The following is a 25,203-nucleotide window of genomic DNA, read 5'->3' as shown; positions in this document are numbered from 1 at the left end:
TTCCACCACAGACTAAGTTCGACCATCGTCGTATTGCAGCGAAACAGCACGAATATATCGTTGCGCGATCGTATCGTAGAGCGACCATATCGTGACGCGACCGATTGCGCCGGACGGCCCAGATCAAGCCGTGCGGCGAGTCCAACAAAAACAAGAATCATCTTGGAGGGAAGCATGGCAACGCAGGCCGAGAATTGGTTTAGCCGATCGCGCACCGTAGCGCGGCCGGGCTATAGCCGGTGGATGGTACCGCCAGCCGCACTTTGTGTTCACTTGTGTATTGGCCAGGCCTACGCCTACAGCGTGTTTAACCTGCCGATGACAAAGCTCATCGGCATTACTGATTCGGCTCCGGATGACTGGAAGCTGACGGAACTGGGCTGGATATTTTCTATTGCCATTTTCTTCCTCGGCGTGGCTTCGGCGGTTTTCGGCCGCTGGGTCGAGGAGGGCGGTCCTCGCAAGGCCATGTTCACGGCCGCATGCTGCTGGGCGGGCGGGTTCCTTATTTCCGCGGCCGGCGTGGCAATCCATAATCTATGGCTGATCTATCTGGGCTATGGCGTTCTGGGTGGCATCGCGCTCGGCATTGGCTACATCTCGCCCGTCTCGACGCTGATCAAGTGGTTCCCTGACCGTCCTGGCATGGCAACCGGAATGGCGATCATGGGCTTTGGCGGCGGCGCGTTCATCGCATCCCCGCTGTCGGTGTGGCTGATGAAGCAGTTCACCACCGAAACGCACATTGGCGTCATGGAGACGTTCCTTGTACTGGGCGTGGTCTATTTCGTGTTCATGGTGATCGGCTCGATCATCGTCCGCGTCCCCCCGGATAACTGGAAGCCTGAAGGCTATGTAGCGCCCAAGGCCAACAAGCTGATCTCCAGCAACAACGTCTACGTTTACGACGCGCTGAAGACGCCGCAATTCTGGCTGATCTGGGTGGTTCTGTGCGTCAACACCACGGCAGGTATCGGCGTGCTTGGCCAGGCCTCGGCAATGAGCCAGGAAATGTTCCCCGGCCAGATCACGCCGATCGCCGCAGCCGGCCTCGTCGGCTTGATGAGCCTGTTCAACATGGGTGGGCGTTTCGCTTGGGCGACGACGTCGGACTATCTGGGTCGCCGCAACACCCACTTTGTCTTCATGGTGCTTGGATTTACCCTCTATTGCTTGGTGCCCTACATGGGCTCGATCGGCAGTGTCGCCGGCTTTGCGCTCTGCTTCTGCATCATCATCTCGATGTACGGCGGAGGGTTCTCGACGGTGCCGGCTTATCTGCGCGACATGTTTGGCGTCCGTTATGTGGGCGCTATCCACGGCCTGCTGCTCACCGCATGGTCAGCCGCAGGCATCTTTGGGCCGGTGTTGGTGAATTATATCCGGGAATATAACGTCACACACAACGTGCCGAAGGCGGATGCCTACAACACCACCATGTACATCATGGCAGGATTGTTCGTAATCGGGCTGGTCTGCAACTTCTTCGTCAAGGCGGTCAACGAACGCTATCACATGAAGGCTGATGATCGGGCGATGTCCGCGGCAACCGCGTAACGGATAGGAGATTTGATCATGCAATCACATGATAGCCAAACCACTAAAGCGCAGCTTGTCATGGCGTGGGGGTTTGTGGGTATTCCTCTGCTGTGGGGAGTTTCGCAGACGTTGCTCAACGCTTTGCAACTGTTCAAATAGAATAGGCGCAAGGACCAGTCTTGGGATCGGCGGTCGGGTTTCTCCGGCCGCCGATTCTTTTTTGCCAAAACGGTTCGAGCTCGCGACAGGGCGGGCATGACAGCTATGCATCGCAATGTCTTGCGAGATCGGCTGAATCACATAAATTGATGGCCAAGAGGAACGACCTCCCCATATCGGGAAAAATGTCCGGGACGGCCCGGCCTTGAAAAAGGAGAGCCGCTCTATGGCTTGGGTCTATCTTGTCGTTGCCGGATTTCTTGAAGTCGTCTGGGCCTTCTACATGAAGAAGTCAGAGGGCTTCACCCTTCTGACGCCCTCCGTCGTCACACTGATTGCCATGATCGCCAGCTTTGGCTTGCTTTCGATTTCTATGAGGTCATTGCCTCTCGGAACCGCTTACACGATCTGGACCGGCATCGGCGCCGTTGGCGCTTTCGTTGTCGGCATTGCAGTGTTGAATGAACCGATCACACCGATGCGCGTGCTGGCGGCAACCCTGATAGTCTCAGGCCTCGTGATGATGAAGCTGTCGAGCTCGCACTAGGTCAGGGTCCTGGGGTTTCGATAGCGGCCTGGACCAGGCCTACCAAGCTTTACCCAGTCATGGTCTCTACCATGACTGGGTCTCGATCCTCAGTGCAGCGGGAATAAAAAGGCCGGCGCGTTGGAGGCCAACACGCGCCGGCCAGCGGCGCTTGGGAGGAGGAGGGGCCGCATAAATCGATGAGGCGGAGCGCCTGAAGTTGCACAGCCGGCGCGGTGAGTGTGCAATAGTCGGGATCGTGCGCCGGCCTGTGCATTAACTAAACTGGTCCGCCATCTCCTTTTCGAGAGTGTGCCTCGATAATTTCATCAATTACGGTCGCCAACTGTGAGGAGTTTCACATTGGGCGTTAACTTTTTTCGCTGGGTTTTATGAGCGCCAGATTGAGCGCGTAAGAACGCTCTGGCGCTAAATTTCACGCGCAAAATAGCGCACGGTCTTCCTTCCGCCATGGATCGTGGCGGCACCGATCTCGTGAAAGCCGAGCCGGGCGTGAAAGGCGTCGGACGCCGGGTTTGGCGGTTCGGCATTCACCTCGCACGTCACCAACTTGTGGTTGTCACGCTTGGCCTGCTCAAACAGATCCTCGTAAAAGCGCCGGGCATGGCCACGCCCACGTGCGGCTTCGTCGACAGCCACACGATCGACATAGACAAAGCGCGGAAACCGCTGCTTGAGCCACAGGAAATTCGGGCTGTCATAGTCCGCATCCTGATCGAATGTGATGATGAAGGCTTCGACCGCGCCGATGCGGCGGGCATAGAAGGCCTGGCCGAGCAGGAAGTTTAGCCGATCTTCCTCCAGCCAGGACAGTTCCTCGGCGTGGTGATTGTTGAGCCGAAGGACCGCGGGTTCGTCCGCAGGCATGATCGTCTCGATCGGGAGCAGTTTCGTCTCGTTTGTCATTCGCGTGCAGCCGCAATGGTTGCGGCCACCACTGCCTCGTCTGTCACTGTATTGCGATATTCGCGGTCGAGGTCTGTACCGCCCATGCCCACGCGCGGGTTGCGGTAGATCATGGCGCTCGGCACGTCCTTGAGAGAGGCGAAATGCATTTCGGTGAGGCGAGTTTTTCGGCGTACTGCGCCGATATTGTCGGGATCGAGTGCGCCGCATCCCAATATGATGATACGGCCCGCCGCTTGCTTTACCAGTTCAGCCAGAAGTTCTGCACCTTCCGCTGCGGTGTCGCGCTGGCCGCTCGTCAGGACGCGTCCGACTTTGCAGCGGATCAGCGCTTCCAGCGCCTCTGAAGGGTCGCGCGTCATGTCGAACGCGCGATGGCAGGTCACGTTGAGCGGACCTGCTGCCGCAACAAGATCGCTCATGCGCTTCTCATCGATGGTGCCGTCGGCATTCAGGCACCCGACGACTACGCCGGCAACGCCCAGATCGCGCAGCGCAAGTACGTCAGCCACCATCGAGCGATGCTCGGCCGGGCTGTAGAGGAAATCGCCACCACGCGGCCGCACAATTACGTGGAAAGGGATTTTTGCCAGCTCCAATGCGGTCCGCACCGTACCGAAACTTGGCGTGATGCCGCCCTCAATCAGGCTGGCGCACAGCTCCACCCGATCGGCCCCCGCGTTCTGGGCGGCAGTCAGTCCATCTATTCCTTCGACGCAGATTTCGATCAGCGGCAGGCGGGCAGTGTCGCTCAAGGCAGAAATCCATTCATGATTGCGCAGGCCGAAACCGTAGCATCGCGGGCTTGAGGGCAAAAGCGCGCCTTGTTGGGCCAAGCTTGCGGCCTGCTGTGGCAACAGGCTATGCAGCACCTATATGGAGCGCCTGAGCGGGCGATCCTCGAAAGCATGGAAGCAATGACGAACAAGCCGCAACAGCATCGGCCGAATTATGACACCGCCATTGGTGCGCCCATTGTCGCCGTCGCACCGATGATGGACTGGACCGATCGCCACTGTCGTTTTCTTCATCGCCAGCTGACAGGCGGGGCGCTGCTCTACACGGAAATGGTGGTAGCAGACGCCGCGATCCAGGGCGCGCGTGAGCGTCTGCTCGGCTTCCACCCCGCTGAGCATCCAGTTGCCTTGCAGTTGGGCGGCTCCGACCCCGCGAAGCTGGCAGAAGCCGCGCGCATAGGAGAAACGTTCGGCTACGACGAGGTAAACCTCAACGTCGGCTGCCCGTCTGACCGCGTGCAGTCCGGCACCTTTGGCGCGTGCCTGATGAAGACGCCGGAACTGGTGGCAGATTGCGTGGCCGCCATGAAGGCGGCGGTCACGGTGCCAGTCACGGTCAAGTGCCGCATCGGCGTCGATGAGCAGGATCCCGAACCGGCGCTTGATGCGCTTGCCGCTGGTGTTTTTGCCGCAGGTGCCGATGCCCTATGGGTCCATGCGCGAAAGGCTTGGCTGGAGGGCTTGAGCCCGAAGGAAAACCGCGAAATTCCGCCTTTGGACTATGAGCGCGTCTATCGGCTCAAGGCAAGAAACCCAAATCGTTTCATCGGCATCAACGGTGGGATTCAGACTCTGGATGAGTCTGCCGATCATCTAGCCAAGGTTGACGGCGTCATGCTCGGTCGGGCCGCCTACCACACGCCGGGCGTTCTCGCCGGAGTCGACGCCTTGCTGGCCGGAGAAACAGCCGGCAGATTCAATTTCGAAGCGCTAATCGACAGAATGGCGGACTACGCCGCAGCCCATATCGAAAAGGGTGGGCGCCTCGGCCATGTTACGCGTCATATGGTAGGCTTGTTCCACGGTCTTCCCGGTGCGCGGCGCTGGCGCCAGATCCTGTCTGCCGATGCAACGCGGCCCGGAGCAGGGCCGGAAACCTTGCGAACAGCGTTCGATGAAGTCGATTTTAGCCGGACCGAAGAGGCGGCTTGAGCGTAACACCGCCTCTATTTCGCATTGCCTTGTTGGTGAATTACCGCTCCAGTCGGGCCAGTAGCGCCGACGTATCCCAACGACTACCACCCATGGCCTGCACGTCCTTGTAGAACTGGTCGACAAGCGCCGTCACTGGCAGCGATGCGCCGTTGCGATTGGCTTCCGCCAGGCAGATCCCGAGGTCCTTCCGCATCCAGTCGATGGCGAATCCGTGATCGTACTTACCAGCGTTCATGGTCTTGTGGCGGTTTTCCATTTGCCAAGATCCGGCTGCACCCTTGGAAATGACTTCCACGACCTTTTCAATGTCCAGCCCAGCCTTTTTGCCAAAATGGATGCCTTCGGAAAGGCCCTGCACCAGTCCTGCGATACAGATCTGGTTGATCATCTTGGTCAACTGGCCGGAACCCGCCGGCCCCATCAGGCCGATCATGCGCGCATAGGCGTCAATCACCGGTCTTGCCCGATCGAATGCGTCCTGCTGGCCCCCGACCATGACCGTCAGTACGCCGTTCTCCGCTCCCGCCTGTCCGCCGGAGACCGGCGCATCGAGAGAGGCAAAGCCTGCGGCTTCCGCCTTCCCGAAGAGCTCACGAGCGACTTCTGCAGAAGCGGTGGTGTTGTCGATGAAGATCGCCCCCTTTTTCATCGAACTGAAAGCGCCATCGGGGCCAATTGTCACCGAGCGGAGGTCGTCGTCGTTGCCAACACAGGAGAATACGAAGTCCTTGCCCTCGGCTGCGGCCGCCGGTGTCGTTGCGAGCTTGCCACCGTGTTGAGCCACCCATTGTTCGGCCTTGGCCGTGGTGCGGTTATAGACGGTGACGTCATGGCCACCCTTGTTTTTCAGGTGTGCGGCCATCGGGTAACCCATTACACCGAGACCGAGGAAAGCCACTGTTGCCATCTTGAAATTGCCTTTTCATGCGTCGCGTTTCTCGACGCAGGTCTAGGCGTTGACGAGAATTCGTCAAGACTACGTTCGTTGGCCCAGCAAAGCGGTGGACGTCGTTCAGCGCTTCAAGTGGCGTGTGATGCGTCGTTCGATCCAGTCAATTGCGTGGCGCAGCGTCTCCACGATCAAAAGGTAGATGATGGCCGCCCAGAGATAAGACTGGAAATCGAAGGTACGCGAGTAGGTCAGCCGCGTGATCCCCATCAAGTCGTAGACGGTGATGATGGCAACGATGGCCGAGCCCTTGATCATCAGGATCACTTCATTGCCATACGGTCTCAACGCTACGATCAAAGCCTGCGGCAGGATGATCTTGCGCAGAGTCTGCAGCTGGTGAAGGCCGAGTGACGCAGCGCCCTCCCACTGGCCCTTAGGCACTGACTGGATCGCGCCGCGCAGGATTTCGGCCTGATAGGCGGCAGTGTTGAGCGAGAAGGCGAAGATCGCGCAATTGAACGCCTCGCGGAAGAACCACCAAAGTCCCACCGCATCGAGTTCCGGCCTGAACGATCCGAAGCCGTAATAGACGAGGAAGGCCTGCGCCAGAAGCGGCGTGCCCCGGAAGAAGTACACGTAGGCGTAGGCCAGCCCCGCGATGATCGGGTTGCGCGACATGCGGCCATAGGCGATCGGGACCGACAATATCGCCCCAATTACGATGGATATGGCGACCAGCGAAAGCGTGATGCCGACGCCGGAAACATAGCCCGGCGCGTATTTCTGGAAGAGTTCGGTGTTCCACGCCGAAACGAGGTAGGCGACGAGCCCGATCCCCATCAGCGCCCAAAGTGCCACCAGGCCATAGCCGAGGATACGCTGGCGTGACCAGCCATGAGCGGGCAGGGGCGGGCGTTCGACGCTGTCGACGGCTTGCGTGGAAGTGCTCATCGATGCACCTCCTGCTTGCCGACCCATCGTTCGATCGCATTGATGCCGATAGAGGAGACGATTGCCAGAGCCAGGTAGATCAGCGCGGCCACGCCGAAAAACAGGAACGCATGTTTGGTCACACGCGCGGCAACGCCGGCCTGCCGCAATATATCGGTCAGCCCGATTGCCGAAACCAGGGATGTGTCTTTGAGCAGGATCAACCAAAGGTTGGCGAGGCCGGGCAGCGCAATGCGGATCAGTTGTGGAAGCACCACAAGACGCATGGTCTGCGCCTTGGAGAGGCCAACAGCGAAGCCACCTTCATATTGTCCCTGCGGAATGGCCCGGAACGCCGAAAGAAACACCTCGCTCGCGTAGGAGGAAAACACTACGCCAAGCGCGATCATGCCGGAAACGAAGCTGTTCACCTCGACTGTCGCTTCGGGATTGAACAGGCGCACGGCTTGCTGGATGCCGATCTGGGCGCCGAAGAACACGAGGAACAGCGTGAGCAGTTCCGGCAAGCCGCGGAAGATCGTCGTGTAGATATCGCCGGCAAGCCTAAGCGAACGTTCGTTGGACTGTTTGGCCAGTGCAATCAGGAAGCCGATCAGCAGACCGACAGGCAAAGTGGCGAGCGCGAGGGCAACGGTGACGAACGCGCCATAGGCGATGTCGTCCAGCCACCCTTCCGATCCCCAACTCAGCAGCGTCCAAACGCTCTGCATGGCCGACCGTCTCCCCTACGGACCCTCGTTCCACGCTACGCCGCCAGGCATGCGCGGTTATTGTTTTGGCTCAAAACTTGATATGCAAACGGCGGGAACTCCCCGCCGTCTGCCAACCTTATTCCGACGATCAGGAATCGCCGCCGTATACGTCGAACTTGAAGTACTTGTCGTTGATTTCCTTGTACTTGCCGCTGGCGCGAATAGCATCGATCGCCGCATTGAACTGGTCACGAAGCGCGGTCTCGCCCTTGCGGATCGCAATGCCTGCGCCCGGACCGTGGATTTCCACAACGGGCTTGATCGGGCCGATCAGCTTGCAGCAGGCGCCATCGGGCGAATCCAGCCACTGGGAAAGCACAACGATATCGTCGTTCACGGCGTCGAGACGGCCATTGGCGAGGTCAAGCTGATATTCCTGCGCTGTCGGATAGGGCTTCACCGTGCTGTCGGTATAAGTTGCGGTGGAGTAGTTGAAGTGGGTGGTGGAAGCCTGCACGCCGATAGTCTTGCCGGCGAGGTCTTCCTTGGTCACGCCCTTGATGTCGCTATCCTTGGGTGCCGCGATTGCAGGTGGAGTGTTGTAGTACTTGTTAGTGAAGTCGACCTTCTCCATGCGCTCTGGTGTAATCGACATCGAGGCGATGATCGCATCGAATTTGCCGGCCTGAAGAGCCGGAATGATGCCGTCCCAGTCCTGCGCGATGAACTCGCACTTGACCTTCATTTCGTCGCACAGGGCCTGGGCGATATCGACGTCGAAGCCTTCCAGCTTGCCGTCTGCGGTCAGGTTGTTGAACGGAGGGTAGGCGCCTTCGGTGCCGATTTTCAGCACTTTTTCCTGGGCTTGGGCCGTGCCCAGCGCCAAGAGCGCGGCTGATGCCGCGAGTGCGATACGCATTGCTATACGCATAGTGGTCCTCTCTCTAATGGTTCAGGATGTCGTGAACCGACTCCCATTGGGACGATGCTCCCGATCGCCCGCTGGCTGGATACTCCCATTGTTTTCAGCAGAAAAGCAACTCCAAAACCACGTCCCGCGCCCGCCCTGAACCGCTTTGCCTGAGCCATGAACGCGTTGTGGGCGGGTGCCGTAAGGGAAGTTTCAGTTGTTTTGGCCACCCTTCAAACCGGTGGTGCGCTCTATGAAGTCGGCTATCGACTTGATGTCGTCGAGATCGAACACCGGCAGTGTCTCGTCGGGTTGCGGATGATCGGCGGCAACGGCCACGATATGCGGATCGTTGGCTGCGAGCGGCGACCTGTCTTTGGTCTCGGTGCGCCGTGCTTCGATCTTGAGATGGGATTCGCGCTTATAGCCTTCAATGAGCACGATATCGGTCGGCGCTAGCCGCGCCAGTATTGTGTCAAGGGTCGGTTCACTTTCCGACCTCAATTCATGCATCAGCGCCCAGCGCTGGCCGGACACGATCGCCACTTCAGAGGCGCCAGCCTTGCGGTGACGGAAGCTGTCGGTGCCTTCTTTGTCGATGTCGAAGTCGTGGTGGGCATGCTTGACGGTAGCGACCTTCCATCCGCGCTCGACCAACTCGCTTACCAGTCGCTCGGTGAGCGTCGTCTTGCCGGAGTTCTTCCAGCCGGTAATTCCGAAAACGCGTTGGGTCATGAAATGCGGTTTTCCAATTGTCAGTTCGCCGTGCCTATAGCCCGTCCGGCGCCATGCTGGGGCCGGTGCTTTCGGCAGCGGTCCGGTGCTTGCCCACGACGCGCTCGCGGTAGAGAGTGTAGAGCCCGGAAGCCACGATGAAGGTTGCGCCGACGATCATCGGCAGGTCCGGGAATTCATAGAAGATGACGATGCCTAGCACGATGGACCATAGCAGCGAGGTGTAGCGGAATGGCGCAATGAACGACATTTCCCCGGTGCGGGTCGCGAGAATGATGAAGTGGTATCCGAACAGCACGAAGATGGCGGCAAGCATCAGCAGCAGCGTGCTGTTCAGGGTCATAGGCGTCCAGCCGCCCATCGGGGCAATCAGCACTACCCCGGTAAGTGTCACCGCAATGGACGTGGCGCACGAAACAAGCAACGTTGGAATGTTGGGCGGCAGCTTGGACGTGATCAGGTCACGGATGGTGCAGAAGCCGACGCAGACGAGCGCCATCAGCGAATAAGCGCTGAACCCCTCGAAGCCCGGGCGCACGATGATCAGTACGCCGATGAAGCCTGCCATGATTGCCAGCCAGCGCCGCCAGCCCACACCTTCGCCAAAGAACATTGCCGCACCCATGGTGACGGCAAGAGGCAAAGCCTGCAGCACCGCCGAAACATTGGCGATGGGTAGGTGCGCCAATGCGATCAGGAAGGAGACCGTTGCGGATGCTTCGCAGGCGGCGCGCACCGCCACGATTGGCTGTATGATCAGGCGCGGATTGGCGAAGGCGCCGCTGCGCCAGGCCAGGAAACAGATTAGCAGCGAAGCAAAAACGCCGCGCACGACCATGACCTGCGCCATATTCATCGATTCCGACGAGAACTTGGTGATCGCGTCGTTGCTCGTGAACGTGACCATGGATACGACCATGAACATGGAGCCGCGCAGGTTCGGGGATAAGGGCAAGAGATGTCCTCATTCTCAAAGGCCAATAACTGCCTGTAACAGCAGTGGGCAAAACAGCAATGCCAAAAGGGTGGGCCAAAAGCTCAAACTGGCGGATAGGCGAAGTTAGCCCCGCTGCGGTTGGAATGTAGCGGCTTCAGGGGCCTTTGAGGCTGGCCGCGATCTTGGCGCTTAGAGGGTCATATTTCGCTTTCAAGGATCGGGGGTATTTGAGCACGACGCCGTGGACAGTGCCGCTGCCTGCGAAAAGGTAGCGCTCGTAAAATACGGTCTCGCCTTCGAAGCCGGACAGAACCAGCCAGTTCTTTCCAACCTTGCTGTATGTCACGTCCCGGCTACCCGCTGCTTTGGCTTCGGCTTGCCGGCTTTTCGGCGTCTCGTCGAGGATATTGTAGGATCCGAAGATCGCGAGACTCGCGCCATCGTCCGAATGCCACGTCAGGCCGTCACTATTTTCGGGCGGCTCTTGCTGCTCGCTGAATATGTCAGCGGGGAAGGTCGCCGAGGTGCCGAACCGCTCGTTGGTATAGGTCAGGGGCTCAGACATCGCGGCTTGAGCAATTGCAAGGAACATCACTGCAGCAAGAAATGTTCGGAAGTGCTTCACGATGGTCTCCCGGCCTTTGGTGCGGGAGCATCCTTGCACGAAGCGTACGCTGAGAAAATCAGCCGCCAGTTACGCTCATATGGCGTGACACCGAGGGGCGGTTCGTGCGCCGGTCGATGACGAAATCATGTCCCTTCGGCTTGCGGCCGATCGCTTCGTCGATAGCTGTTGCGACGAGATCGTTGCCCTCCGAAGCCCGAAGAGGCGAGCGAAGATCGGCTGCATCCTCCTGGCCCAGGCACATGTACAGCGTGCCGGTGCAGGTCAGGCGTACACGGTTGCAGCTTTCGCAGAAATTATGCGTCATCGGGGTGATGAAGCCGAGCCGTCCGCCGGTTTCTGCCACCTCGACATAGCGGGCGGGGCCACCGGTCTTGTAGGGAATGTCCTTAAGCGTGAATTGCTTTTCGAGGTCGGCTCTCAAGACCGAGAGTGGCAGGTACTGGTCGGTGCGGTCGGCTTCGATCTCGCCCATCGGCATGGTCTCGATCACGGTCAGGTCCATGCCACGTCCATGTGCCCAGCGCAGCATTTCGGGCAACTCGGCATCGTTGAAGCCTTTCAGCGCGACCGCATTGAGCTTCACCTGCAGTCCTGCAGCCTGTGCGGCGTCAATGCCGGCCATCACCTTGTCCAGATGGCCCCAGCGGGTGATTGCATGGAATTTGTCCGCATCCAGCGTATCCAGCGACACGTTGATGCGCCTTACGCCAGCGTCGGCCAGTTCACCGGCATAGCGTGCCAGTTGCGAGCCGTTGGTAGTCAGTGTCAGTTCTTCCAGCGCGCCGCTCTTGAGGTGCCGGGACAGTTCGCGGACTAGGTGCATGATATTCTTGCGCACCAGCGGTTCGCCGCCAGTCAGGCGCAGCTTGCGCACGCCCTTCTCGATGAAGACCGTGCAGAGCCGGTCCAGTTCCTCGAGCGAGAGCAGATCCTTTTTCGGCAGGAATGCCATGTCTTCCGACATGCAATAGACGCAACGGAAATCACACCGGTCTGTAACCGATACCCTTAGGTAGCTGATTGTGCGACCGAAAGGGTCGATCATATCCATTCCCGGCATTCCCAGTCTCCGCGCAGCGCCGACAGGTGCGACCACGCTCGGTCGTTATATACCCTTATGTGATACGAACCGCCATGCCGTTCAAGATAGTTTCCCGGTGATCGCGACATATTGCTCGTGAGCCGACGAGGTAACGTCTTGCGATGGTCTTCCCCTTACTGGAAAAGCGGCGTAGCACTCAGAAAAATTCAGGGCTTACGCAATGACCGCACCATCGGAACTAAGGGTCTCCAAGGACCGCAAGCTGCTTACGGTGACCTTCCCGGCCCATGCGCCGATGGAACTGCCGGCGGAAATGCTGCGCGTCATGTCGCCATCGGCGGAAGTGCAGGGCCATTCTCCGGAACAGCGCGTAACCGTGCCGGGCAAGCGCAACGTCACCATCCGCAAGATCGATCCGGTCGGCAATTATGCCGTGCGCATCACCTTCGACGACTTCCACGACACCGGCATCTTCACCTGGAACTACCTTCATACGCTCGGCCATGAGAAAGACCAGCGCTGGCAAGGTTATCTTGCAGAGTTGCAGGAAAAAGGCCTGTCCCGCGATCGTTGACGCTGTATTGTCGTTATTTGGCAAGAGGTTATGCAGGTCGCCTGACTCAGTTCGAGAACGTGAGACAGGTTAGCTTCCGTTCAGTGCCTCGGCCACCTTGCGCATCTGCTCGCCGATCAGGTCGCATTGATCGGGCGTGGACTGGCTCATCGCAACTTCGATAAGTGCTGAATGTATCTTCAGTGCTTCCATCAAAAGCGCCTTGCCGTCTTCGGTCAGCGCAAGCCGAAGGATGCGCTTGTCCTTGGAGTCGCTCTCGCGCAGCACCAGCCCGCGCTTTTCCAGTTGAGGCAGCAACATCGTGATGTTCGACCGGCCGACCAGCAACTTGCGCGCGAGATCATGCTGCGACATGCCCGGATGCCGATAAAGGTTCATCAGCACATCGAGTTGCGCCGGCTTCAAATCCAGCGGCGCAAGCTTTGCCGCCAGCGAGCGCTCCAGAGCATGGCAGGCGCGCGCCACCGCCACCCAATTGCGAAAGCGTGGATTGTCCCAGGGTAAGTCTTGCTTATTGTTCATGTTTGAACTAATATGTTCATCGCTGAACGAATTTGACGGACCAGCACTATGGCACCATTTCGATTGAAGGTCATCCGCAGCATGTTCGGCGTTGGCGAGCGCGTCGCACCTGCACTCACAGGCCGCGCTGCCTTTGAATTGTTCTGCCGCACGCCAAACGTCAAGCGCCTCACCGTCGGCGAGCAGCGCGCCGTCTCAAATGCAGTGGATTTCATGGCCGAAGCGCGCCATCACCGGCTCAGGACCGGGGCCGGCTGCGTCGCAGTGCACGAGTTTCGCCCGGAGCCGGGCAGGGCGCGTGCCGGCACTATTCTGGTGATCCACGGCTGGCGCTCGCGCACCGAATATATGCGCGCCCTGATCGAGGGTTTTCGCAACGCCGGCTACAAGGTCGTTTCGCTCGATCTTCCGGGCCATGGCCAGTCAACGGGCCGTCGCCTCACCATGGTCAGCGCGGTTGAGGCCGCCAGTCAGGCGGCGCAGTGGTTCGGTCCGTTCGAGGCTGTTGTTGGGCACTCCTTTGGCGGTGCGGTTGCCGTCAATGCGGCCGTGGGTTCGATTGCGGGGCTGCCGAAGCTGGTGACGAAACGCCTTGTGCTTGTCGCTGCGCCGAGTTCCCTGCCATTGGTGTTCGACGGCTTCAGCCAGATGCTCAATGTCGGGCCACGCTCCCGCATTGTCATGGACGGGCGAGTCGAGCGCATTGCGGGTCGGCCGCTATCCGATTTTGTCGGTGATCGCCAGCTTGCCGCAACGCAGGTTCCCACCCTTGTGATCCACGCGCCGGACGACCGTGAAGTGTCCGCAGAGCAGGCGAGGCTCTATGCCGCCGCCGGCCCTCATGTCGAAGTCTATTGGGCGAACGGCCTCGGCCATCGCCGTATTCTCTCCGACCCTGCTGTCGTCGAGCGTGCGGTTGGATTTGTTGAGCCGGCGGCGAAGATATCGCTCCACTGAAGCCCAGGTTTGCTACTTCTTCTTGGCCGGTTCGATCGGCAGGCCCGCTTCCTTCCAGGCCGTGAAGCCGCCCAATATGTGCTTGACCGGCTCAAGTCCCATGTCCTGAGCGGTTTTCGTCGCAAGCGCCGAGCGCCAGCCGCCGGCGCAGAAGAAGACGAATGACTTGCCCGATGCAAAGAAAGGCTTGTGATACGGGCTGTCCGGATCGATCCAGAATTCCAGCATGCCGCGCGTACAATGCTTGGCTCCCGGGATATTGCCTTCCCGCTCGATTTCCCTTGGGTCGCGCAGATCAACGAAGATTGTATTCTCGTCGTCAAGCAGCGCCGCCGCTTCGTCGGGCGAAACCGCCTCGATTTCGGCATTCGCCTCATCGAGCATTTCGCGAAACCCTTTTCTCATTTCTGAAGCCCTTTCAACTCACCGGCCTTGCGCAAATTTGCATATTGCCACCCATCCCGCCATTGGACGAAGGAGACAGGCAGAGGCCGGATATTGGTGCAGCCAATGTGCAACATCAGCGCAAAATTCATGAAAGCTTAACCAAATCGGGGTGAATCAGTATATCTACGCCTTACATGCGCCACCCGCGGGCCCCAAAGTCTCGACGGGCAACAATCGGGGTCCGGACGAGCTCCGGAGCGGGTGATACATGCAATCATTTCGAAAAGGATCCGCCCTGTTGCCGTTGGCCGCACTCACCGCCACCTTGGCGATAGGCGTCCAGCCTTCCAGCGCACAGGGCCTGTTTGATATGCTGTTCGGCGGCCAGCCCCGGCAGGGCACGCGGCTGCAGGGTGAATTTCCGCCGCCGCCGACGCAGAAGAAGCCAGTCGCGGTAACCAGGATTTCGAGCCCGACATACAATACCTACAGGCCGGATCGTTTGGTCCGGGTCGATTTTTCGGCGCTTTCTTCGACGCCGCAGAATGCGGCTTTTGCTCCAACGCTGACTGGGAACACATTCCGAGAAGCACTGGCCGGGTTGGATGCGTTCGAACTGACGGCCGAACCAGCCATCGCCAAGGCGCTGGTTGCCTACTATTCGGCGAATCCTGACTTCGTCTGGGTGTCGGGCACGTCCGTCAACACGCGCGGCCAGGAGGCTGTGCGTGTTCTGGGTGAGGCGGCAAGTCACGGGCTCGAGCCGGCCGATTATGCCGTGTCCATACCGGCCGCTGCTTATTCCTCCGACGATACCGCCGGCCGCCTGAGGGACCTCATCCGCTTCGAGATGTCGTTGTCTGCGCGTGTGCTGCGCTATGTCCATGACGCCCAGCAAGGCCGTATCGAGCCCAATCGTATATCCGGCTATTACGACTTCCCGGCCAAGCCTCTCGATATGCCTACTGTCCTCAAGACATTGGCACATACGCAAGAGGCGAGGGCGTATCTGGAATCACGCCACCCGCAAAATCCAGAATACCAGGCGCTTCGTATTGAGCTGGAAAGTCTGGAAGCCAGCGCCGAAAACGAGATCGTCGTCGATCCGAAGCTTCTGTTGAAGCCTGGCGAGACAAGCGCCGAATTGCCGAAGTTGCTAACCCTCATTGCGCGCAACCTCGACGACCAGATGGGTGCAGATTTCGGCGAGACATTGGCACGGCTCGGAACCAGCGAAACCTATGTGCCGGAACTCGTGCCAGTCTTTGAGGCTGTTCAGAAAAAGGCAGGGCTGAAGCCTGACGGCGTTGTCGGCCCGCGCACAGTAGCCACCCTTGCCGGTAACTCGAAGGCAGACAGGCTGGAAAAGGTGAAGGTTGCACTGGAGCAGTTGCGCTGGCTACCGTCAGACCTTGGCAGCCCACGCGTTTTCATCAATCAGCCGGCCTTTAGCGCCAGCTACATTGACGGCGGCGAGGAGAAACTGAAGACCCGCGTTGTCATCGGCAAGACCTCAAACCAGACCAGCTTCTTCTACGACGAAATCGAACAGGTCGACTACAATCCGTATTGGGGCGTGCCGCAGTCTATCATCGTCAATGAGATGCTGCCCCGGTTGCGCAGTGATCCCGACTATCTCGACCGTTCAGGTTACGAAGTCACCGACGCCAAGGGTCGACGCATACCGTCTTCGTCCATCGACTGGAGCCAGTATGGCGGCAAGGTGCCGTTCAGCGTGCGCCAGGCTCCCAGTGAGGCGAACGCGCTGGGTGAGTTGAAAATCCTCTTCCCGAACAAGCATGCCATCTACATGCACGATACGCCGCAAAAGGCGTTCTTCCAGCGCGAAAATCGCGCGCTCAGCCATGGTTGTGTGCGCCTGCAGGATCCTCGCGGAATGGCTGCCGCTGTGCTTGGCACGTCGGTGGACTACGTAGCGCAGAAGCTGAAGCAGGGCCATTCATCTGAGAAAGTCACCCGCAAGATTCCGGTCTATGTCGCCTACTTCACGGCCTGGCCTGACCTATCGGGCAAGGTCGAATATTTCGGCGATGTTTATGATCGCGACACGCGTCTGAGACAGGCGCTGGATGCCACGGAAGCCGTTCGAGTTCCTGCAAGTTGAATAGAGTGGGCCAGGCCCCCTGAGATCAGGGAGCCTGGTTACCGTCTATGGTGATATGTTGCGCTTCACCTGCTTCACCGACTTGATAGTCCACGACCTTCACATCACAAGCGCAAAACATGCTTTGCGCACTCAACACGATGTCATGGATATGATCGTCGGCGGAGTATTCTGTATCGACCGCAGTCGAAATCGTAAGCGTCACCGCTACTGGTATGCTCATGCTGGGCGTCTCCACCGTTACATCAGTAGATGCCGATATAACGGGAGATAGACCAAAAGTTTTACCTTCGCAATTGGACTTTTGGAGTTGCCAACAACACTTGTTGATAGTCGATTGCGGCTGTGGGCAATCGACCCCTGGAAATCCATTTAGCTATTGATAAATATAGGTATTTCTAATTCTGGCAACAGCGTGTATCAAATTGGGAATTGGGGCTTCCGCATATCTTGGGTAGCCGATTTTGATGCCGCTGCGTAAGCTTGGTTGCCTGTCGGCAGAACGTGGATTTTGCGATGTTCTCGACCAGGTAGAATCACCTGGGGTGCTCGTCGGGCGGTCTCTGATTTGTCAGATTAATTGATCACGGCTTTAGGCCGCTTTTCGACGGGGCCGATGCTGCTCGATGACCAGTCGAAGTGCATCCATGACGGCGTCGACCGCTTGCCCTCTGGATATATTGCCTTCGTCATTGGGTTCGTACGAGTAGCCGAAATCGATTTTCAGGGCGGCGGCTACAGCGACGTCCTCTGCATCGATATGGGTGCCACCGCATTCGGGGCACGTGTATTCGCGATGTGTTTCGGCAGCTGACGTCACATCGTCGCCACGAACGGGAAGAACGATTTTTCTGGTTCCGCAGCAGATAGGACAAACGCTCATGGCTGGCTCCTATCGCCCCCATGCGCATGATACACCAAGCGCGAGATGCCGCACCTCTCGCTTGATATTGTCGTTAACGGGCTTGCATGGGAAGAACGCAGAATGCGGCGACAAACATAATAATGTGGCTATCGGCGAGCCATGCCAGCCGAAAGCGCCGCGCACCGCTTTCATACACTTCAACATAGCAGGTGGGCGATTTGGACCTATAGCCCTTGCTGGACAATCCAACTGCAAGCTTGCTGGTTGCCTTCGAGGTTGCAGGCGCGATTAGCCTGCAGAATCTGCATATAGTAGTTGCATCCGGCTGGGTCGCCTCCCGCGCAATTCTGGCCAAGATTCGCCATCCGGCATGCAAGCGCAAATCCGTTCACTTGGCAGGCGCGCTGATGGTAGGGAAGGCAATATTTTGGGTCCGCATATGTCAGGCAGGATGCCTCCAGCATATTTGGGTTGTTATTGCTGTAGCAATATAGTTCGCCGGAAGCGTCCAGTTCACAGGGCCCGCTCTGCGCGCTTGCGGCGGCGGGAAACATCAGCGTGAAAACCACGGGCACAATACAGCGCGCCCAAAGGTCAATTTTGGCCATGGCACGCCTCCTTGACGCGATTGCCAGACCGAGACGCTACCACAGACCAGAACGGCTACAATCGCCCATTCAGGCGATGTTTGTCCGGCATTTCGGGGCGTTTGTCTAATTCGGAGGTTGTAGCCCGATTTCAGGCTCCGGTCCGGGTTCCACGACTTGCCATCAAGACACAGGGAATGGTGGGCGATGTAGGGATTGAACCTACGACCCCACCCGTGTGAAGGGTGTGCTCTCCCGCTGAGCTAATCGCCCGCTCGTTGCCAAAAGGCCAAGCGCGCCGCGATATAAGGGAGGCTGGCTATCGAAGTCAACCGCTTGAGACACCACTTGCCGGTCAAATCCCGGAAGGTTGCCGCAAGCCTATTGCGCCGCGGAAATCAGCCGGTGGGCGAGGTCGAGCGTCAACTCATTGAAGTGCGAGATGACAACTGACGGATCGAATTCCCGAACGTGCCGATCGGTGTAGCCGAAGTCCACAGCGGCAACCGGAATGCCGGCCGCTTTTGCCGTGTCGATATCCGTTTGCGAATCGCCAACCATCAGCGCCACTGCAGGATCGCCGCCTGCGCGCTTGATGGTTTCAATCAGATGGCGCGGATCGGGCTTCCGGAACGGGAACGTGTCCTGGCCGCAATTGGCTGCAAAATGTCCGGACAGCCCGAGTGCCTCGATCAACGCCAGCGAATTCGCTTCGTACTTGTTGGTGCAGATGGCCAACAGATATCCGGCGTTCTCGAACCGTTCGATCGCATCCAGAACACCGGGGTAAGGCCGCGATTTGCCGGGAATGCTTTGGGTGTAGGAATCGAGGAACAGGTCAAGTAGCCGCTCATGCTCTTCGATGGGCAAAGGCTTGTTCTGCGCGGCAAAGGCCCGCTCGATCATCACGCGGCCGCCATTTCCGACGAAACGGCGGAAGGCGGGGGCATCGACATGTGGCAAGGCTGCCGCGCTCAGGGAGTAGTTGAGGCTATCCATCAGGTCGGGCGCTGTGTCGATCAAAGTGCCGTCGAGGTCGAAAACGATGATCGGGCGTGTCATGGCGATTCTTGTTCCATTTTGTATGGCGAAGGCGATAGCCCGGCGAAAACGGCTGTGCAAGCTGCGCAAAGCGCCGGCTCTGTGCCTTTGACCCAACGATCAAAAGTGTTAGAGGCGGAATCCGGGAATGAGCGCGGGAAAAGATTGACCGTCATGGATGCACGGCAGTTGAAGATCGAGGCGGCACGAGCGGCGCTTGCGCATGTCGTGGGCGGCATGCGGCTTGGCATCGGCACCGGGTCGACGGCCGAAGAGTTTGTGCGCCTGCTTGCGGCTAAAGTTGCGACCGGCCTCGATGTCATCGGCGTGCCCACCTCGGAGCGCACCGCTTCACTGTGCCGGGAACTCGGCGTGCGTCTTACGACCCTGGACGAAACGCCGGAGCTCGACCTCACCATCGACGGCGCGGATGAGGTCGATTCCGAACTCACTCTGGTCAAGGGCGGCGGCGGCGCGCTGTTGCGGGAAAAGATCGTTGCCGCAGCCTCTGCGCGGATGATCGTGATCGCAGACCGTTCGAAACTGGTCGAAACGCTCGGTCGTTTTCCCTTGCCGATCGAGGTGAACAAGTTCGGATTGCGCGCCACGGAAATTGCCATTGGCGCAGCCTCTGCAAGGCTTGGGCTTTCGGGGCCGCTCACATTGCGGATGACGGACGGCCAGCCATTTGTTACAGACGGTGGCCATTTGATCCTGGATGCATCTTTTGGCCGCATTCCGGATACAAGAGCGCTGTCTGCTGCTCTTCACGCCATTCCGGGCGTGGTCGAGCACGGTTTCTTCATCGGGCTGGCGTCTGCGGCGATTCTCGCTGGCGGCGACGGCATCGAGACAATCCACGCCGCCCGGTAAATCAGGGAGTCCTGCCAATTATGATGTCGAATATCCGAATCCGTCGATTTGCCGTAGTCTTGGCGGCTTCGGCCGTTGTCGCTTTTGCTATGCCCTCGTTTGCGCAGGATATCGCCGAATCGCACCTGAAGGCTGCTAAGGCGGCGGTCGCGGCCATTCACGCAACGGACTCCTTTGACAACATCTTGCCGCAGGCCGCAGCAGCGCTGGAATCGTCACTCATCCAGAAGAACCCGGACCTGCAGGAACTGATCACCACGACCGTTGCTGCCAAGGCCCTCGCGCTGGCGCCACGTCGCGCCGACCTCGAGAAGGAAGCCGCGACGGCTTACGCCAAGGTGTTCTCCGAGCAGGAGTTGAATGACATCGCCACCTTCTACAGCTCGGAAGCAGGCAAGAAGCTGCTTGGAAGCGGCCCCATCGTTACACGCGAATTGATGAAGGCCGCCGAAATCTGGCAAAACGGCATCGCGCGTGATCTCGGCCAGCAGGTCGGAGAGGCGATGCAGGCTGCCGCAGGTGCAAAGGCCCCGGCACCCGCAACGGATGGCGCAGCTCCTGCGCCGAGCGGCAACTAATATCCTGCCGTTCTGGCATCAGTTAAAAAGCCCGGCTCGTCCGGGCTTTTCTTTTAGGCCCCGTCGTCCTACCTGTCCGGCTGCAACGCTCCACATCAGGGACATTTCGACATGACCGCTTACGACTACGATCTTTTCGTCATCGGCGGCGGATCGGGAGGCGTGCGCGCGGCCCGTGTTGCAGCGAGCCTCGGCAAGCGCGTCGGCATCGCAGAGGAATACCGCTTCGGCGGCACTTGCGTCATCCGCGGTTGCGTTCCGAAAAAGCTGTTTGTCTACGCTTCGCAGTTTCCGGAGCATTTCGAAGACGCTGCTGGCTACGGCTGGACTGTTCCCAAGGCGGCTTTCGACTGGCAAACGCTGATTGCCAACAAGGATCGTGAGATTGCGCGCCTGGAAGCCATCTATCAGAAGAACGTCGCCAATGCCGGTGGCGAGACGTTCCAGTCCCGCGCAGTTCTGGTGGACCGCCACACCATTCGCCTCGTAGCGGAAAACCGCACCGTGACCGCCGATCAGATCCTGATCGCAACCGGCGGGAGGCCGGCACTGCATCCGGCGCTTCCCGGCAGCGAGCACTGCATCACATCCAACGAAGCCTTCCATCTTGCCGAGTTGCCCAAGGCAATCGTCATTGAAGGTGGCGGCTACATCGCGGTCGAATTCGCCAACATCTTCCACGGCCTCGGTGTCGAAACGACGCTCGTTTACCGAGGCGCCGAAATCCTCAGCCGCTTCGACATGGATCTGCGCAAGATGTTGCACGAAACCATGGCGAAGAAGGGCATCCGCATCCTCTGCCACGCTGTGTCAGAAAACGTCACCCGTCGCGCAGATGGGCGGCTAGACATTCGCGTCAGCGGTGGCGAAGTGCTGGTGGCAGATCAGGTCATGCTCGCCATCGGCCGTGTGCCGAATACCGAAAGCCTCGGGCTTGAGCATGCTGGTGTCGAAATGGCCCGCGACGGTGCCATCAAGGTGGACGAGTATTCCCGCACCAACATCGACAATGTCTGGGCCATCGGCGACGTTACCAACCGCGTGCAACTGACCCCGGTCGCAATCCATGAGGCGATGTGCCTCATCGAGACGGCCTTCAAGGGCAACCCGACCGCACCGGATCACGACATCATTGCAACTGCCGTCTTCTCACAGCCGGAGATCGGAACCGTGGGTCTTTCCGAAGACGATGCGGCGAAGCGTTTCCCCGATCTCGAAATCTATCGCGCGGCCTTCCGGCCTATGCGCCATACTCTATCCGGTCGCGACGAGAAGATGCTGATGAAGCTGGTCGTCGATGGCGCGACCCGCAAGGTGCTCGGTGCGCATATTCTCGGCCCCGATGCGGGCGAGATGGCGCAGTTGCTCGGCATCCCGCTCAAGGCCGGCTGCACCAAGGATGACTTCGATCGCACCATGGCCGTGCATCCGACCGCGGCAGAAGAGCTGGTCACAATGTACAAGCCGAGTTACCGGGTGAAGAACGGCAAGCGCGTCGACTGAATTTCTCCCTTTCGAAAGCGCTCGTTCAGTCGGGATCGTGTTGCCGGCGCGTAGTGTCGCATTCCGAAACTTCGCCCTTCGAAAAACCAAATGCTTCCACTATGGTGCGCAGCGGACAGGACGCTTTGCGTTCGGTGGAACAGTGCCAGACCTTCCGGAACTGCTGGGCCATCGACAGTAAGCGGGGGGATAGATGGGCGAAAAAACACCACCCAACTTGCCATGCTCGACAATTTCGCGGGAGGATTACCGCGCGCTGTCAGAGTTCCGCTACCTGTTGCGACGTTTCCTCGAATTCAGCCAGCAGGCGGCACGCGGTGTTGGCCTGCAGCCTCGCCAGCATCAGGCCATGCTGGCGATCAAGGGCTTTCCTGAGGATCGGCCCGTCACCATCGGCGACCTGGCGGAGCGCCTTCGTATCCGCCATCACAGCGCGGTGGAACTGGTGGACCGCCTGTGCGAGGCGAATCTCGTCGTCCGGGAGCCGGATCCCGCCGACCAGCGCCGCGTCTTCCTTGTCCTTACTACCAAGGCCGATGCCTATCTGGCCAAGCTGGCGCATACTCATCTCGATGAGTTGTCGCGTATCGGTCCGCTGCTCAAGCGCATTCCCGTGCGTGAAGGCGGCAAGCGTTAGGGCAACATTGCCTGTTATTTCTGGCGCTGCCTGATGCGCGGCAGGCGAAGCCATCCATCGTTGAGCGGTTCGGGATTGACCAGAATGGTGGTGAGTTCGGCCGGCAGCGTCGGCACCAGCGGCTTCTTCGAGGTCGTGCCGTCCGCGATGGTGAGAACACTGTGATAGAACTCCTCGCCGGTTGCCGAGCGCGGCGGCACTGCTTCGTGCATAACAGAGATGACGGTCACGCCGGGGCAGTTGTCCTTGATCGCCTGGTGGAAGGCGATCTTGCCTTCCGGATCGAGTGCGCCGGTTGCCTCGTCGAGGAACAAGAGGCCCGGCTGGTGGAGCAAGATGCGGGCGACAACCAGCTTCTGCTTCTGGCCGCCGGACAGGAGCTGGTCCCATGTCATGCCGGTGCGTGTTTCATCGGCCATGAACTCGATGAAATCGCCGAGGCCAGCCTTGTGGAGCGCTGCGGCTGCGCTGGCGTCGGAATGCTTGTCTGCTGCTTCCGGCAGGCAAACGAGTTCCTTCAGGGTCACCTGCGGCAGCTTGACTTCCTGCGCTGCGTAGAAGGTCGTGATCCCCTCGGGGAAGACGATAGTGCCGCCGCCATAGGGCCACAGGCCGTTCAGGGCCTTGATCAGCGAGGTCTTGCCGCAGCCGGATTCACCTTTCAGGAAGGTCCATTCGCCGCGCCGGAAGCGCAGCCTTTCGCTAGTCAGGAACGGCTCGGCCTGATGACCCTGATGGTTGAGCTGCAGGTTCTGGATGGTCAGACCGAATACCGGGTTCTGAACCGTATAGCGGAATTCCGAGAGGCCCGACTGGCGATAGAATTCCGCGGGCTTCTGCACGTTCTCGATGGCGTCGGCCAGATCCATCACGCGGCGGCTGTTGGCGCGTAGCGTGGCAATCGCCGGCATGACGTGGATGAACCACGAGCACTGGCTGATCAGCGAATTCACCAGCTCGGCCCCGGTAATGTAACCCTTGAGGTCGATGCGGCTATGGATGAAGGGGAGCAGGCCCGGCCCGTAGGCCACGACCCGTGCGCCGACGAAGTTATAGATGCGCTCGAAGGAATCGTAGCTGGCGTTTATCCAGTTGAGCTTGCCCCAGGTGCGATCGATATCGACGTAAAGCCTTTCGTGCATGGCTTTCTGAACGCCTTCGCCACGCGAGGCGGCGACGTGGAAACTGCGGCGCAGGAACGTCGTCAACTCGCCGCGATAGCTGCCCTCGGCCTTCTGCATGCGGATCGACAGCCGCTCCAGAAGCCCGCCCAGCTTGATCGCGATATAGGTGTTGACCGGCACGTAGGCGACGACCGCCACGAAGGCCAAAGTGGCGCTGCCATAGTCACCAAGGAAACCCAGCCCGTAAACCTCGGTCGAGGTTTCGAGCAGCTTCTGCCCGACAAAGAACAGCGACGAGGCAACCGCGATGACGCCCATGGCAAGGCCGATTGCGCCGCCCGTCATGCCCTTGATCGATTCCTGCACGCGCTGGTCGATATTGTCCGGCCCGGTGTCCGAGCCGTGCTGCGCGTGAAAATGCGTGTGGTTGTCGTCGAGCAGGGCCTCGTTGAACCGGCCGTTCAGCCAGCCGCGCCAGCGCCGGTGCAAGGTGGCCGAGACAAAACTCTTGGTGCCGGTAATGCCGGCATCCTTGAAGATGACGATCGCAACAAGGATCGCAGCGTTGGTGAGCAAGGTCTCCAGCGGCGATTCATTGGCGGCGTCGTGATAGTAGGCGATGGAGTTGATGAGTTCGCCCGAAGCTTCCGCAAACCAGACGCCTGCCTTGCTCGACAGGGCGGTGAAGAATGCGACCACAAGGGTCAGGGCCCAGGCTTCGGTCCACCTGTCGGAGAACCAGTAGGCCCGCATCAGGCCCCAGAAATTCCGCATCGACGAGACCGGCGTCGGGTAAGTCGGCCTCACTGCGCCGCTGTGCGATTTTCCCGATATTGAGTGCCGTGGTCTGCCGACCCGAATCACGTTCCGCCCAAACCTCTTTTTCTATTGTTACGAAGGGTAACACCAATTGATCATTTTCAATTAGTTTATTGACGCCGCGAGGCGCGCAAAGGTTCCTACGTTGCGGTGCTGCAACAGCCCGATTGGAGTAGGCAGAGCTTACCCGGGCGGCGGATCGTCAAATGGATTCAATCAATTGGGAGGAGGGGATCGGTAAAAAATCTGGTTAACGTAAGGTTAACTGTTGCGTGACCGCTTTCACCTGTCTTTCGAATGGGGCTTCGTTTTTCAGCTTCGAAAGCGGCGTTCTTTCGAATCGCGCGGTTACATGATTCCCCGAAAGTCGTCGCCTGGCTCTCGTTGAGTGCTGCTTTCGGGACTTCCCTAACCACGGTTGCTTTGGTCTGTCGTGCGTCGTGATCGATTCGGACGCGTCCCGCACAGTTACCTTCGGGTGTGTTCTGCACCCTCTATGCGCTGCCACGATGTCACGGAATGGATTCCGGACAGCATCGCCGTCGCTTTGCTTGGCTCGCTTCCGGGATGACACCGAGAGGTGCGTCGACTCACCTCCCTTCTCCCCTTGTGGGAGAAGGTGCCTGAACAAAGTGAAGGCGGATGAGGGGTTTCAGCGCTCGGTCCAACACCCCTCATCCGTCTCGGCTTCGCCTCGACACCTTCTCCCACAAGGGGAGAA

The 25,203-nt window shown here is 59.2% G+C and carries 28 protein-coding genes and 1 tRNA gene; 12 read left to right on the top strand and 17 right to left on the bottom strand.

The window, feature by feature from the left end; all coding sequences use genetic code 11:
* Positions 1–174: 174 nt before the first annotated feature.
* The 3 genes from ACODTY_RS19205 (at position 175) to ACODTY_RS19195 (ending at position 2,245) form a co-directional block, all read left to right on the top strand.
* On the top strand, positions 175–1,557 hold the full coding sequence (locus ACODTY_RS19205) for an L-lactate MFS transporter (RefSeq protein WP_488995809.1): 1,383 nt from the start codon (positions 175–177) through the stop codon (positions 1,555–1,557).
* Between the two features lie 18 nt (positions 1,558–1,575).
* Positions 1,576–1,698: an MFS transporter small subunit gene (locus ACODTY_RS19200; protein WP_488995808.1), complete on the top strand. Its 123-nt coding sequence runs from the start codon at positions 1,576–1,578 to the stop codon at positions 1,696–1,698.
* 226 nt (positions 1,699–1,924) lie between these two features.
* The gene (locus ACODTY_RS19195; RefSeq protein ID WP_488995807.1) at positions 1,925–2,245 is read left to right on the top strand and encodes a DMT family transporter; all 321 of its coding nucleotides are present in this window, start codon (positions 1,925–1,927) and stop codon (positions 2,243–2,245) included.
* Between the two features lie 408 nt (positions 2,246–2,653).
* Here the strand turns inward: ACODTY_RS19195 and ACODTY_RS19190 are convergent, their stop codons facing one another.
* Both ACODTY_RS19190 and ACODTY_RS19185 read right to left on the bottom strand, forming a co-directional pair.
* On the bottom strand, positions 2,654–3,151 hold the full coding sequence (locus tag ACODTY_RS19190) for a GNAT family N-acetyltransferase (RefSeq protein WP_488995806.1): 498 nt from the start codon (positions 3,149–3,151) through the stop codon (positions 2,654–2,656).
* On the bottom strand, positions 3,148–3,906 hold the full coding sequence (locus ACODTY_RS19185; protein ID WP_488995805.1) for a copper homeostasis protein CutC: 759 nt from the start codon (positions 3,904–3,906) through the stop codon (positions 3,148–3,150). The genes ACODTY_RS19190 and ACODTY_RS19185 overlap by 4 nt, the downstream gene beginning before the upstream one ends.
* Before the next feature lie 162 nt (positions 3,907–4,068).
* On the opposite strand from ACODTY_RS19185, the gene dusA reads away from it, so the two are divergent.
* Entirely contained in the window at positions 4,069–5,100 is a 1,032-nt protein-coding gene (gene dusA / locus ACODTY_RS19180) for a tRNA dihydrouridine(20/20a) synthase DusA (RefSeq protein WP_488995841.1), read from the top strand.
* A gap of 40 nt (positions 5,101–5,140) precedes the next feature.
* Here dusA and ACODTY_RS19175 read toward each other — a convergent pair whose 3' ends face one another.
* The 8 genes from ACODTY_RS19175 to moaA all read right to left on the bottom strand — a co-directional run bounded on the left by ACODTY_RS19175 (position 5,141) and on the right by moaA (position 11,899).
* On the bottom strand, positions 5,141–6,010 hold the full coding sequence (locus ACODTY_RS19175; protein WP_488995804.1) for an NAD(P)-dependent oxidoreductase: 870 nt from the start codon (positions 6,008–6,010) through the stop codon (positions 5,141–5,143).
* 105 nt (positions 6,011–6,115) lie between these two features.
* A complete protein-coding gene (locus tag ACODTY_RS19170) occupies positions 6,116–6,946 on the bottom strand; it encodes an ABC transporter permease (RefSeq protein ID WP_488995803.1) in 831 nt (276 codons plus the stop codon).
* A complete protein-coding gene (locus ACODTY_RS19165) occupies positions 6,943–7,656 on the bottom strand; it encodes an ABC transporter permease (protein ID WP_488995802.1) in 714 nt (237 codons plus the stop codon). Before ACODTY_RS19165 ends, ACODTY_RS19170 begins: the two co-directional genes overlap by 4 nt.
* Positions 7,657–7,786: 130 nt before the next feature.
* Entirely contained in the window at positions 7,787–8,569 is a 783-nt protein-coding gene (locus ACODTY_RS19160; RefSeq protein ID WP_488995801.1) for an ABC transporter substrate-binding protein, read from the bottom strand.
* A 192-nt stretch (positions 8,570–8,761) separates the two neighbouring features.
* Positions 8,762–9,283: a molybdopterin-guanine dinucleotide biosynthesis protein B gene (mobB, locus tag ACODTY_RS19155; protein ID WP_488995800.1), complete on the bottom strand. Its 522-nt coding sequence runs from the start codon at positions 9,281–9,283 to the stop codon at positions 8,762–8,764.
* 34 nt (positions 9,284–9,317) lie between these two features.
* On the bottom strand, positions 9,318–10,238 hold the full coding sequence (locus ACODTY_RS19150; RefSeq protein ID WP_488995799.1) for a DMT family transporter: 921 nt from the start codon (positions 10,236–10,238) through the stop codon (positions 9,318–9,320).
* 136 nt (positions 10,239–10,374) lie between these two features.
* Positions 10,375–10,845, bottom strand: coding sequence for a hypothetical protein (locus ACODTY_RS19145; protein WP_488995798.1), 471 nt, complete (start codon positions 10,843–10,845; stop codon positions 10,375–10,377).
* A 58-nt stretch (positions 10,846–10,903) separates the two neighbouring features.
* The gene (moaA, locus tag ACODTY_RS19140) at positions 10,904–11,899 is read right to left on the bottom strand and encodes a GTP 3',8-cyclase MoaA (protein ID WP_488995840.1); all 996 of its coding nucleotides are present in this window, start codon (positions 11,897–11,899) and stop codon (positions 10,904–10,906) included.
* 211 nt (positions 11,900–12,110) lie between these two features.
* Between moaA and ACODTY_RS19135 the strand changes: the two genes are divergently transcribed.
* On the top strand, positions 12,111–12,464 hold the full coding sequence (locus tag ACODTY_RS19135) for a gamma-butyrobetaine hydroxylase family protein (protein ID WP_488995797.1): 354 nt from the start codon (positions 12,111–12,113) through the stop codon (positions 12,462–12,464).
* 69 nt (positions 12,465–12,533) lie between these two features.
* On the opposite strand, the gene ACODTY_RS19130 is transcribed toward ACODTY_RS19135, so the two are convergent.
* Entirely contained in the window at positions 12,534–12,986 is a 453-nt protein-coding gene (locus ACODTY_RS19130; RefSeq protein WP_488995796.1) for a MarR family winged helix-turn-helix transcriptional regulator, read from the bottom strand.
* A gap of 48 nt (positions 12,987–13,034) precedes the next feature.
* On the opposite strand from ACODTY_RS19130, the gene ACODTY_RS19125 reads away from it, so the two are divergent.
* Positions 13,035–13,943, top strand: coding sequence for an alpha/beta fold hydrolase (locus tag ACODTY_RS19125; RefSeq protein ID WP_488995795.1), 909 nt, complete (start codon positions 13,035–13,037; stop codon positions 13,941–13,943).
* 12 nt (positions 13,944–13,955) lie between these two features.
* Here the strand turns inward: ACODTY_RS19125 and ACODTY_RS19120 are convergent, their stop codons facing one another.
* Entirely contained in the window at positions 13,956–14,348 is a 393-nt protein-coding gene (locus ACODTY_RS19120; protein WP_488995794.1) for a rhodanese-like domain-containing protein, read from the bottom strand.
* A gap of 250 nt (positions 14,349–14,598) precedes the next feature.
* Here ACODTY_RS19120 and ACODTY_RS19115 point away from each other — a divergent pair, with 250 nt between their 5' ends.
* The gene (locus tag ACODTY_RS19115; protein ID WP_488995793.1) at positions 14,599–16,455 is read left to right on the top strand and encodes a L,D-transpeptidase family protein; all 1,857 of its coding nucleotides are present in this window, start codon (positions 14,599–14,601) and stop codon (positions 16,453–16,455) included.
* Between the two features lie 25 nt (positions 16,456–16,480).
* Here the strand turns inward: ACODTY_RS19115 and ACODTY_RS19110 are convergent, their stop codons facing one another.
* The gene (locus tag ACODTY_RS19110) at positions 16,481–16,678 is read right to left on the bottom strand and encodes a hypothetical protein (protein WP_488995792.1); all 198 of its coding nucleotides are present in this window, start codon (positions 16,676–16,678) and stop codon (positions 16,481–16,483) included.
* Between the two features lie 393 nt (positions 16,679–17,071).
* Between ACODTY_RS19110 and ACODTY_RS19105 the strand changes: the two genes are divergently transcribed.
* Positions 17,072–17,269: a hypothetical protein gene (locus tag ACODTY_RS19105; RefSeq protein ID WP_488995791.1), complete on the top strand. Its 198-nt coding sequence runs from the start codon at positions 17,072–17,074 to the stop codon at positions 17,267–17,269.
* Positions 17,270–17,544: 275 nt separating this feature from the next.
* On the opposite strand, the gene ACODTY_RS19100 is transcribed toward ACODTY_RS19105, so the two are convergent.
* The 3 genes from ACODTY_RS19100 to ACODTY_RS19090 all read right to left on the bottom strand — a co-directional run bounded on the left by ACODTY_RS19100 (position 17,545) and on the right by ACODTY_RS19090 (position 18,969).
* Entirely contained in the window at positions 17,545–17,928 is a 384-nt protein-coding gene (locus ACODTY_RS19100; protein WP_488995790.1) for a hypothetical protein, read from the bottom strand.
* 177 nt (positions 17,929–18,105) lie between these two features.
* Positions 18,106–18,180 (bottom strand) — tRNA-Val (locus ACODTY_RS19095).
* A gap of 108 nt (positions 18,181–18,288) precedes the next feature.
* Complete coding sequence (locus ACODTY_RS19090) at positions 18,289–18,969, bottom strand: phosphoglycolate phosphatase (RefSeq protein WP_488995789.1); 681 nt, start codon at positions 18,967–18,969, stop codon at positions 18,289–18,291.
* 153 nt (positions 18,970–19,122) lie between these two features.
* On the opposite strand from ACODTY_RS19090, the gene rpiA reads away from it, so the two are divergent.
* From rpiA to ACODTY_RS19070, 4 genes are all read left to right on the top strand, one after another.
* The gene (gene rpiA, locus ACODTY_RS19085; RefSeq protein WP_488995839.1) at positions 19,123–19,821 is read left to right on the top strand and encodes a ribose-5-phosphate isomerase RpiA; all 699 of its coding nucleotides are present in this window, start codon (positions 19,123–19,125) and stop codon (positions 19,819–19,821) included.
* Positions 19,822–19,841: 20 nt separating this feature from the next.
* Positions 19,842–20,399, top strand: a complete 558-nt coding sequence (locus ACODTY_RS19080; RefSeq protein ID WP_488995788.1) for a DUF2059 domain-containing protein — start codon at positions 19,842–19,844, stop codon at positions 20,397–20,399.
* Positions 20,400–20,510: 111 nt separating this feature from the next.
* On the top strand, positions 20,511–21,902 hold the full coding sequence (gor, locus tag ACODTY_RS19075) for a glutathione-disulfide reductase (protein WP_488995787.1): 1,392 nt from the start codon (positions 20,511–20,513) through the stop codon (positions 21,900–21,902).
* A gap of 193 nt (positions 21,903–22,095) precedes the next feature.
* The gene (locus ACODTY_RS19070) at positions 22,096–22,539 is read left to right on the top strand and encodes a MarR family winged helix-turn-helix transcriptional regulator (protein ID WP_488995786.1); all 444 of its coding nucleotides are present in this window, start codon (positions 22,096–22,098) and stop codon (positions 22,537–22,539) included.
* 14 nt (positions 22,540–22,553) lie between these two features.
* On the opposite strand, the gene ACODTY_RS19065 is transcribed toward ACODTY_RS19070, so the two are convergent.
* Positions 22,554–24,437 (bottom strand): ABC transporter ATP-binding protein/permease, encoded by a 1,884-nt coding sequence (locus tag ACODTY_RS19065; RefSeq protein WP_488995785.1) that lies wholly within the window; start codon positions 24,435–24,437, stop codon positions 22,554–22,556.
* Positions 24,438–25,203 lie beyond the last annotated feature (766 nt).

Source organism: Mesorhizobium sp. FG116 (genome assembly GCF_057809835.1).
Note: the sequence above shows the minus strand (reverse complement) of the source record. Positions and strands in the feature narration are given on the sequence as shown.

Bases quoted from the DNA above. Each gene is read 5' to 3' on its own strand.
- ACODTY_RS19090 (WP_488995789.1), bottom strand. From the start codon at position 18,969: ATGACACGCCCGATCATCGTTTTCGACCTCGACGGCACTTTGATCGAC.
- rpiA (WP_488995839.1), top strand. From the start codon at position 19,123: ATGGATGCACGGCAGTTGAAGATCGAGGCGGCACGAGCGGCGCTTGCG.
- ACODTY_RS19110 (WP_488995792.1), bottom strand. From the start codon at position 16,678: ATGAGCATACCAGTAGCGGTGACGCTTACGATTTCGACTGCGGTCGAT.
- ACODTY_RS19195 (WP_488995807.1), top strand. From the start codon at position 1,925: ATGGCTTGGGTCTATCTTGTCGTTGCCGGATTTCTTGAAGTCGTCTGG.
- moaA (WP_488995840.1), bottom strand. From the start codon at position 11,899: ATGGATATGATCGACCCTTTCGGTCGCACAATCAGCTACCTAAGGGTA.
- ACODTY_RS19105 (WP_488995791.1), top strand. From the start codon at position 17,072: ATGCTGCTCGATGACCAGTCGAAGTGCATCCATGACGGCGTCGACCGC.
- ACODTY_RS19200 (WP_488995808.1), top strand. From the start codon at position 1,576: ATGCAATCACATGATAGCCAAACCACTAAAGCGCAGCTTGTCATGGCG.
- ACODTY_RS19080 (WP_488995788.1), top strand. From the start codon at position 19,842: ATGATGTCGAATATCCGAATCCGTCGATTTGCCGTAGTCTTGGCGGCT.
- gor (WP_488995787.1), top strand. From the start codon at position 20,511: ATGACCGCTTACGACTACGATCTTTTCGTCATCGGCGGCGGATCGGGA.
- ACODTY_RS19165 (WP_488995802.1), bottom strand. From the start codon at position 7,656: ATGCAGAGCGTTTGGACGCTGCTGAGTTGGGGATCGGAAGGGTGGCTG.
- ACODTY_RS19130 (WP_488995796.1), bottom strand. From the start codon at position 12,986: ATGAACAATAAGCAAGACTTACCCTGGGACAATCCACGCTTTCGCAAT.
- mobB (WP_488995800.1), bottom strand. From the start codon at position 9,283: ATGACCCAACGCGTTTTCGGAATTACCGGCTGGAAGAACTCCGGCAAG.
- ACODTY_RS19100 (WP_488995790.1), bottom strand. From the start codon at position 17,928: ATGGCCAAAATTGACCTTTGGGCGCGCTGTATTGTGCCCGTGGTTTTC.
- ACODTY_RS19175 (WP_488995804.1), bottom strand. From the start codon at position 6,010: ATGGCAACAGTGGCTTTCCTCGGTCTCGGTGTAATGGGTTACCCGATG.
- ACODTY_RS19065 (WP_488995785.1), bottom strand. From the start codon at position 24,437: ATGCGGAATTTCTGGGGCCTGATGCGGGCCTACTGGTTCTCCGACAGG.
- dusA (WP_488995841.1), top strand. From the start codon at position 4,069: ATGACGAACAAGCCGCAACAGCATCGGCCGAATTATGACACCGCCATT.
- ACODTY_RS19070 (WP_488995786.1), top strand. From the start codon at position 22,096: ATGGGCGAAAAAACACCACCCAACTTGCCATGCTCGACAATTTCGCGG.
- ACODTY_RS19190 (WP_488995806.1), bottom strand. From the start codon at position 3,151: ATGACAAACGAGACGAAACTGCTCCCGATCGAGACGATCATGCCTGCG.
- ACODTY_RS19135 (WP_488995797.1), top strand. From the start codon at position 12,111: ATGACCGCACCATCGGAACTAAGGGTCTCCAAGGACCGCAAGCTGCTT.
- ACODTY_RS19160 (WP_488995801.1), bottom strand. From the start codon at position 8,569: ATGCGTATAGCAATGCGTATCGCACTCGCGGCATCAGCCGCGCTCTTG.
- ACODTY_RS19120 (WP_488995794.1), bottom strand. From the start codon at position 14,348: ATGAGAAAAGGGTTTCGCGAAATGCTCGATGAGGCGAATGCCGAAATC.
- ACODTY_RS19125 (WP_488995795.1), top strand. From the start codon at position 13,035: ATGGCACCATTTCGATTGAAGGTCATCCGCAGCATGTTCGGCGTTGGC.
- ACODTY_RS19205 (WP_488995809.1), top strand. From the start codon at position 175: ATGGCAACGCAGGCCGAGAATTGGTTTAGCCGATCGCGCACCGTAGCG.
- ACODTY_RS19115 (WP_488995793.1), top strand. From the start codon at position 14,599: ATGCAATCATTTCGAAAAGGATCCGCCCTGTTGCCGTTGGCCGCACTC.
- ACODTY_RS19170 (WP_488995803.1), bottom strand. From the start codon at position 6,946: ATGAGCACTTCCACGCAAGCCGTCGACAGCGTCGAACGCCCGCCCCTG.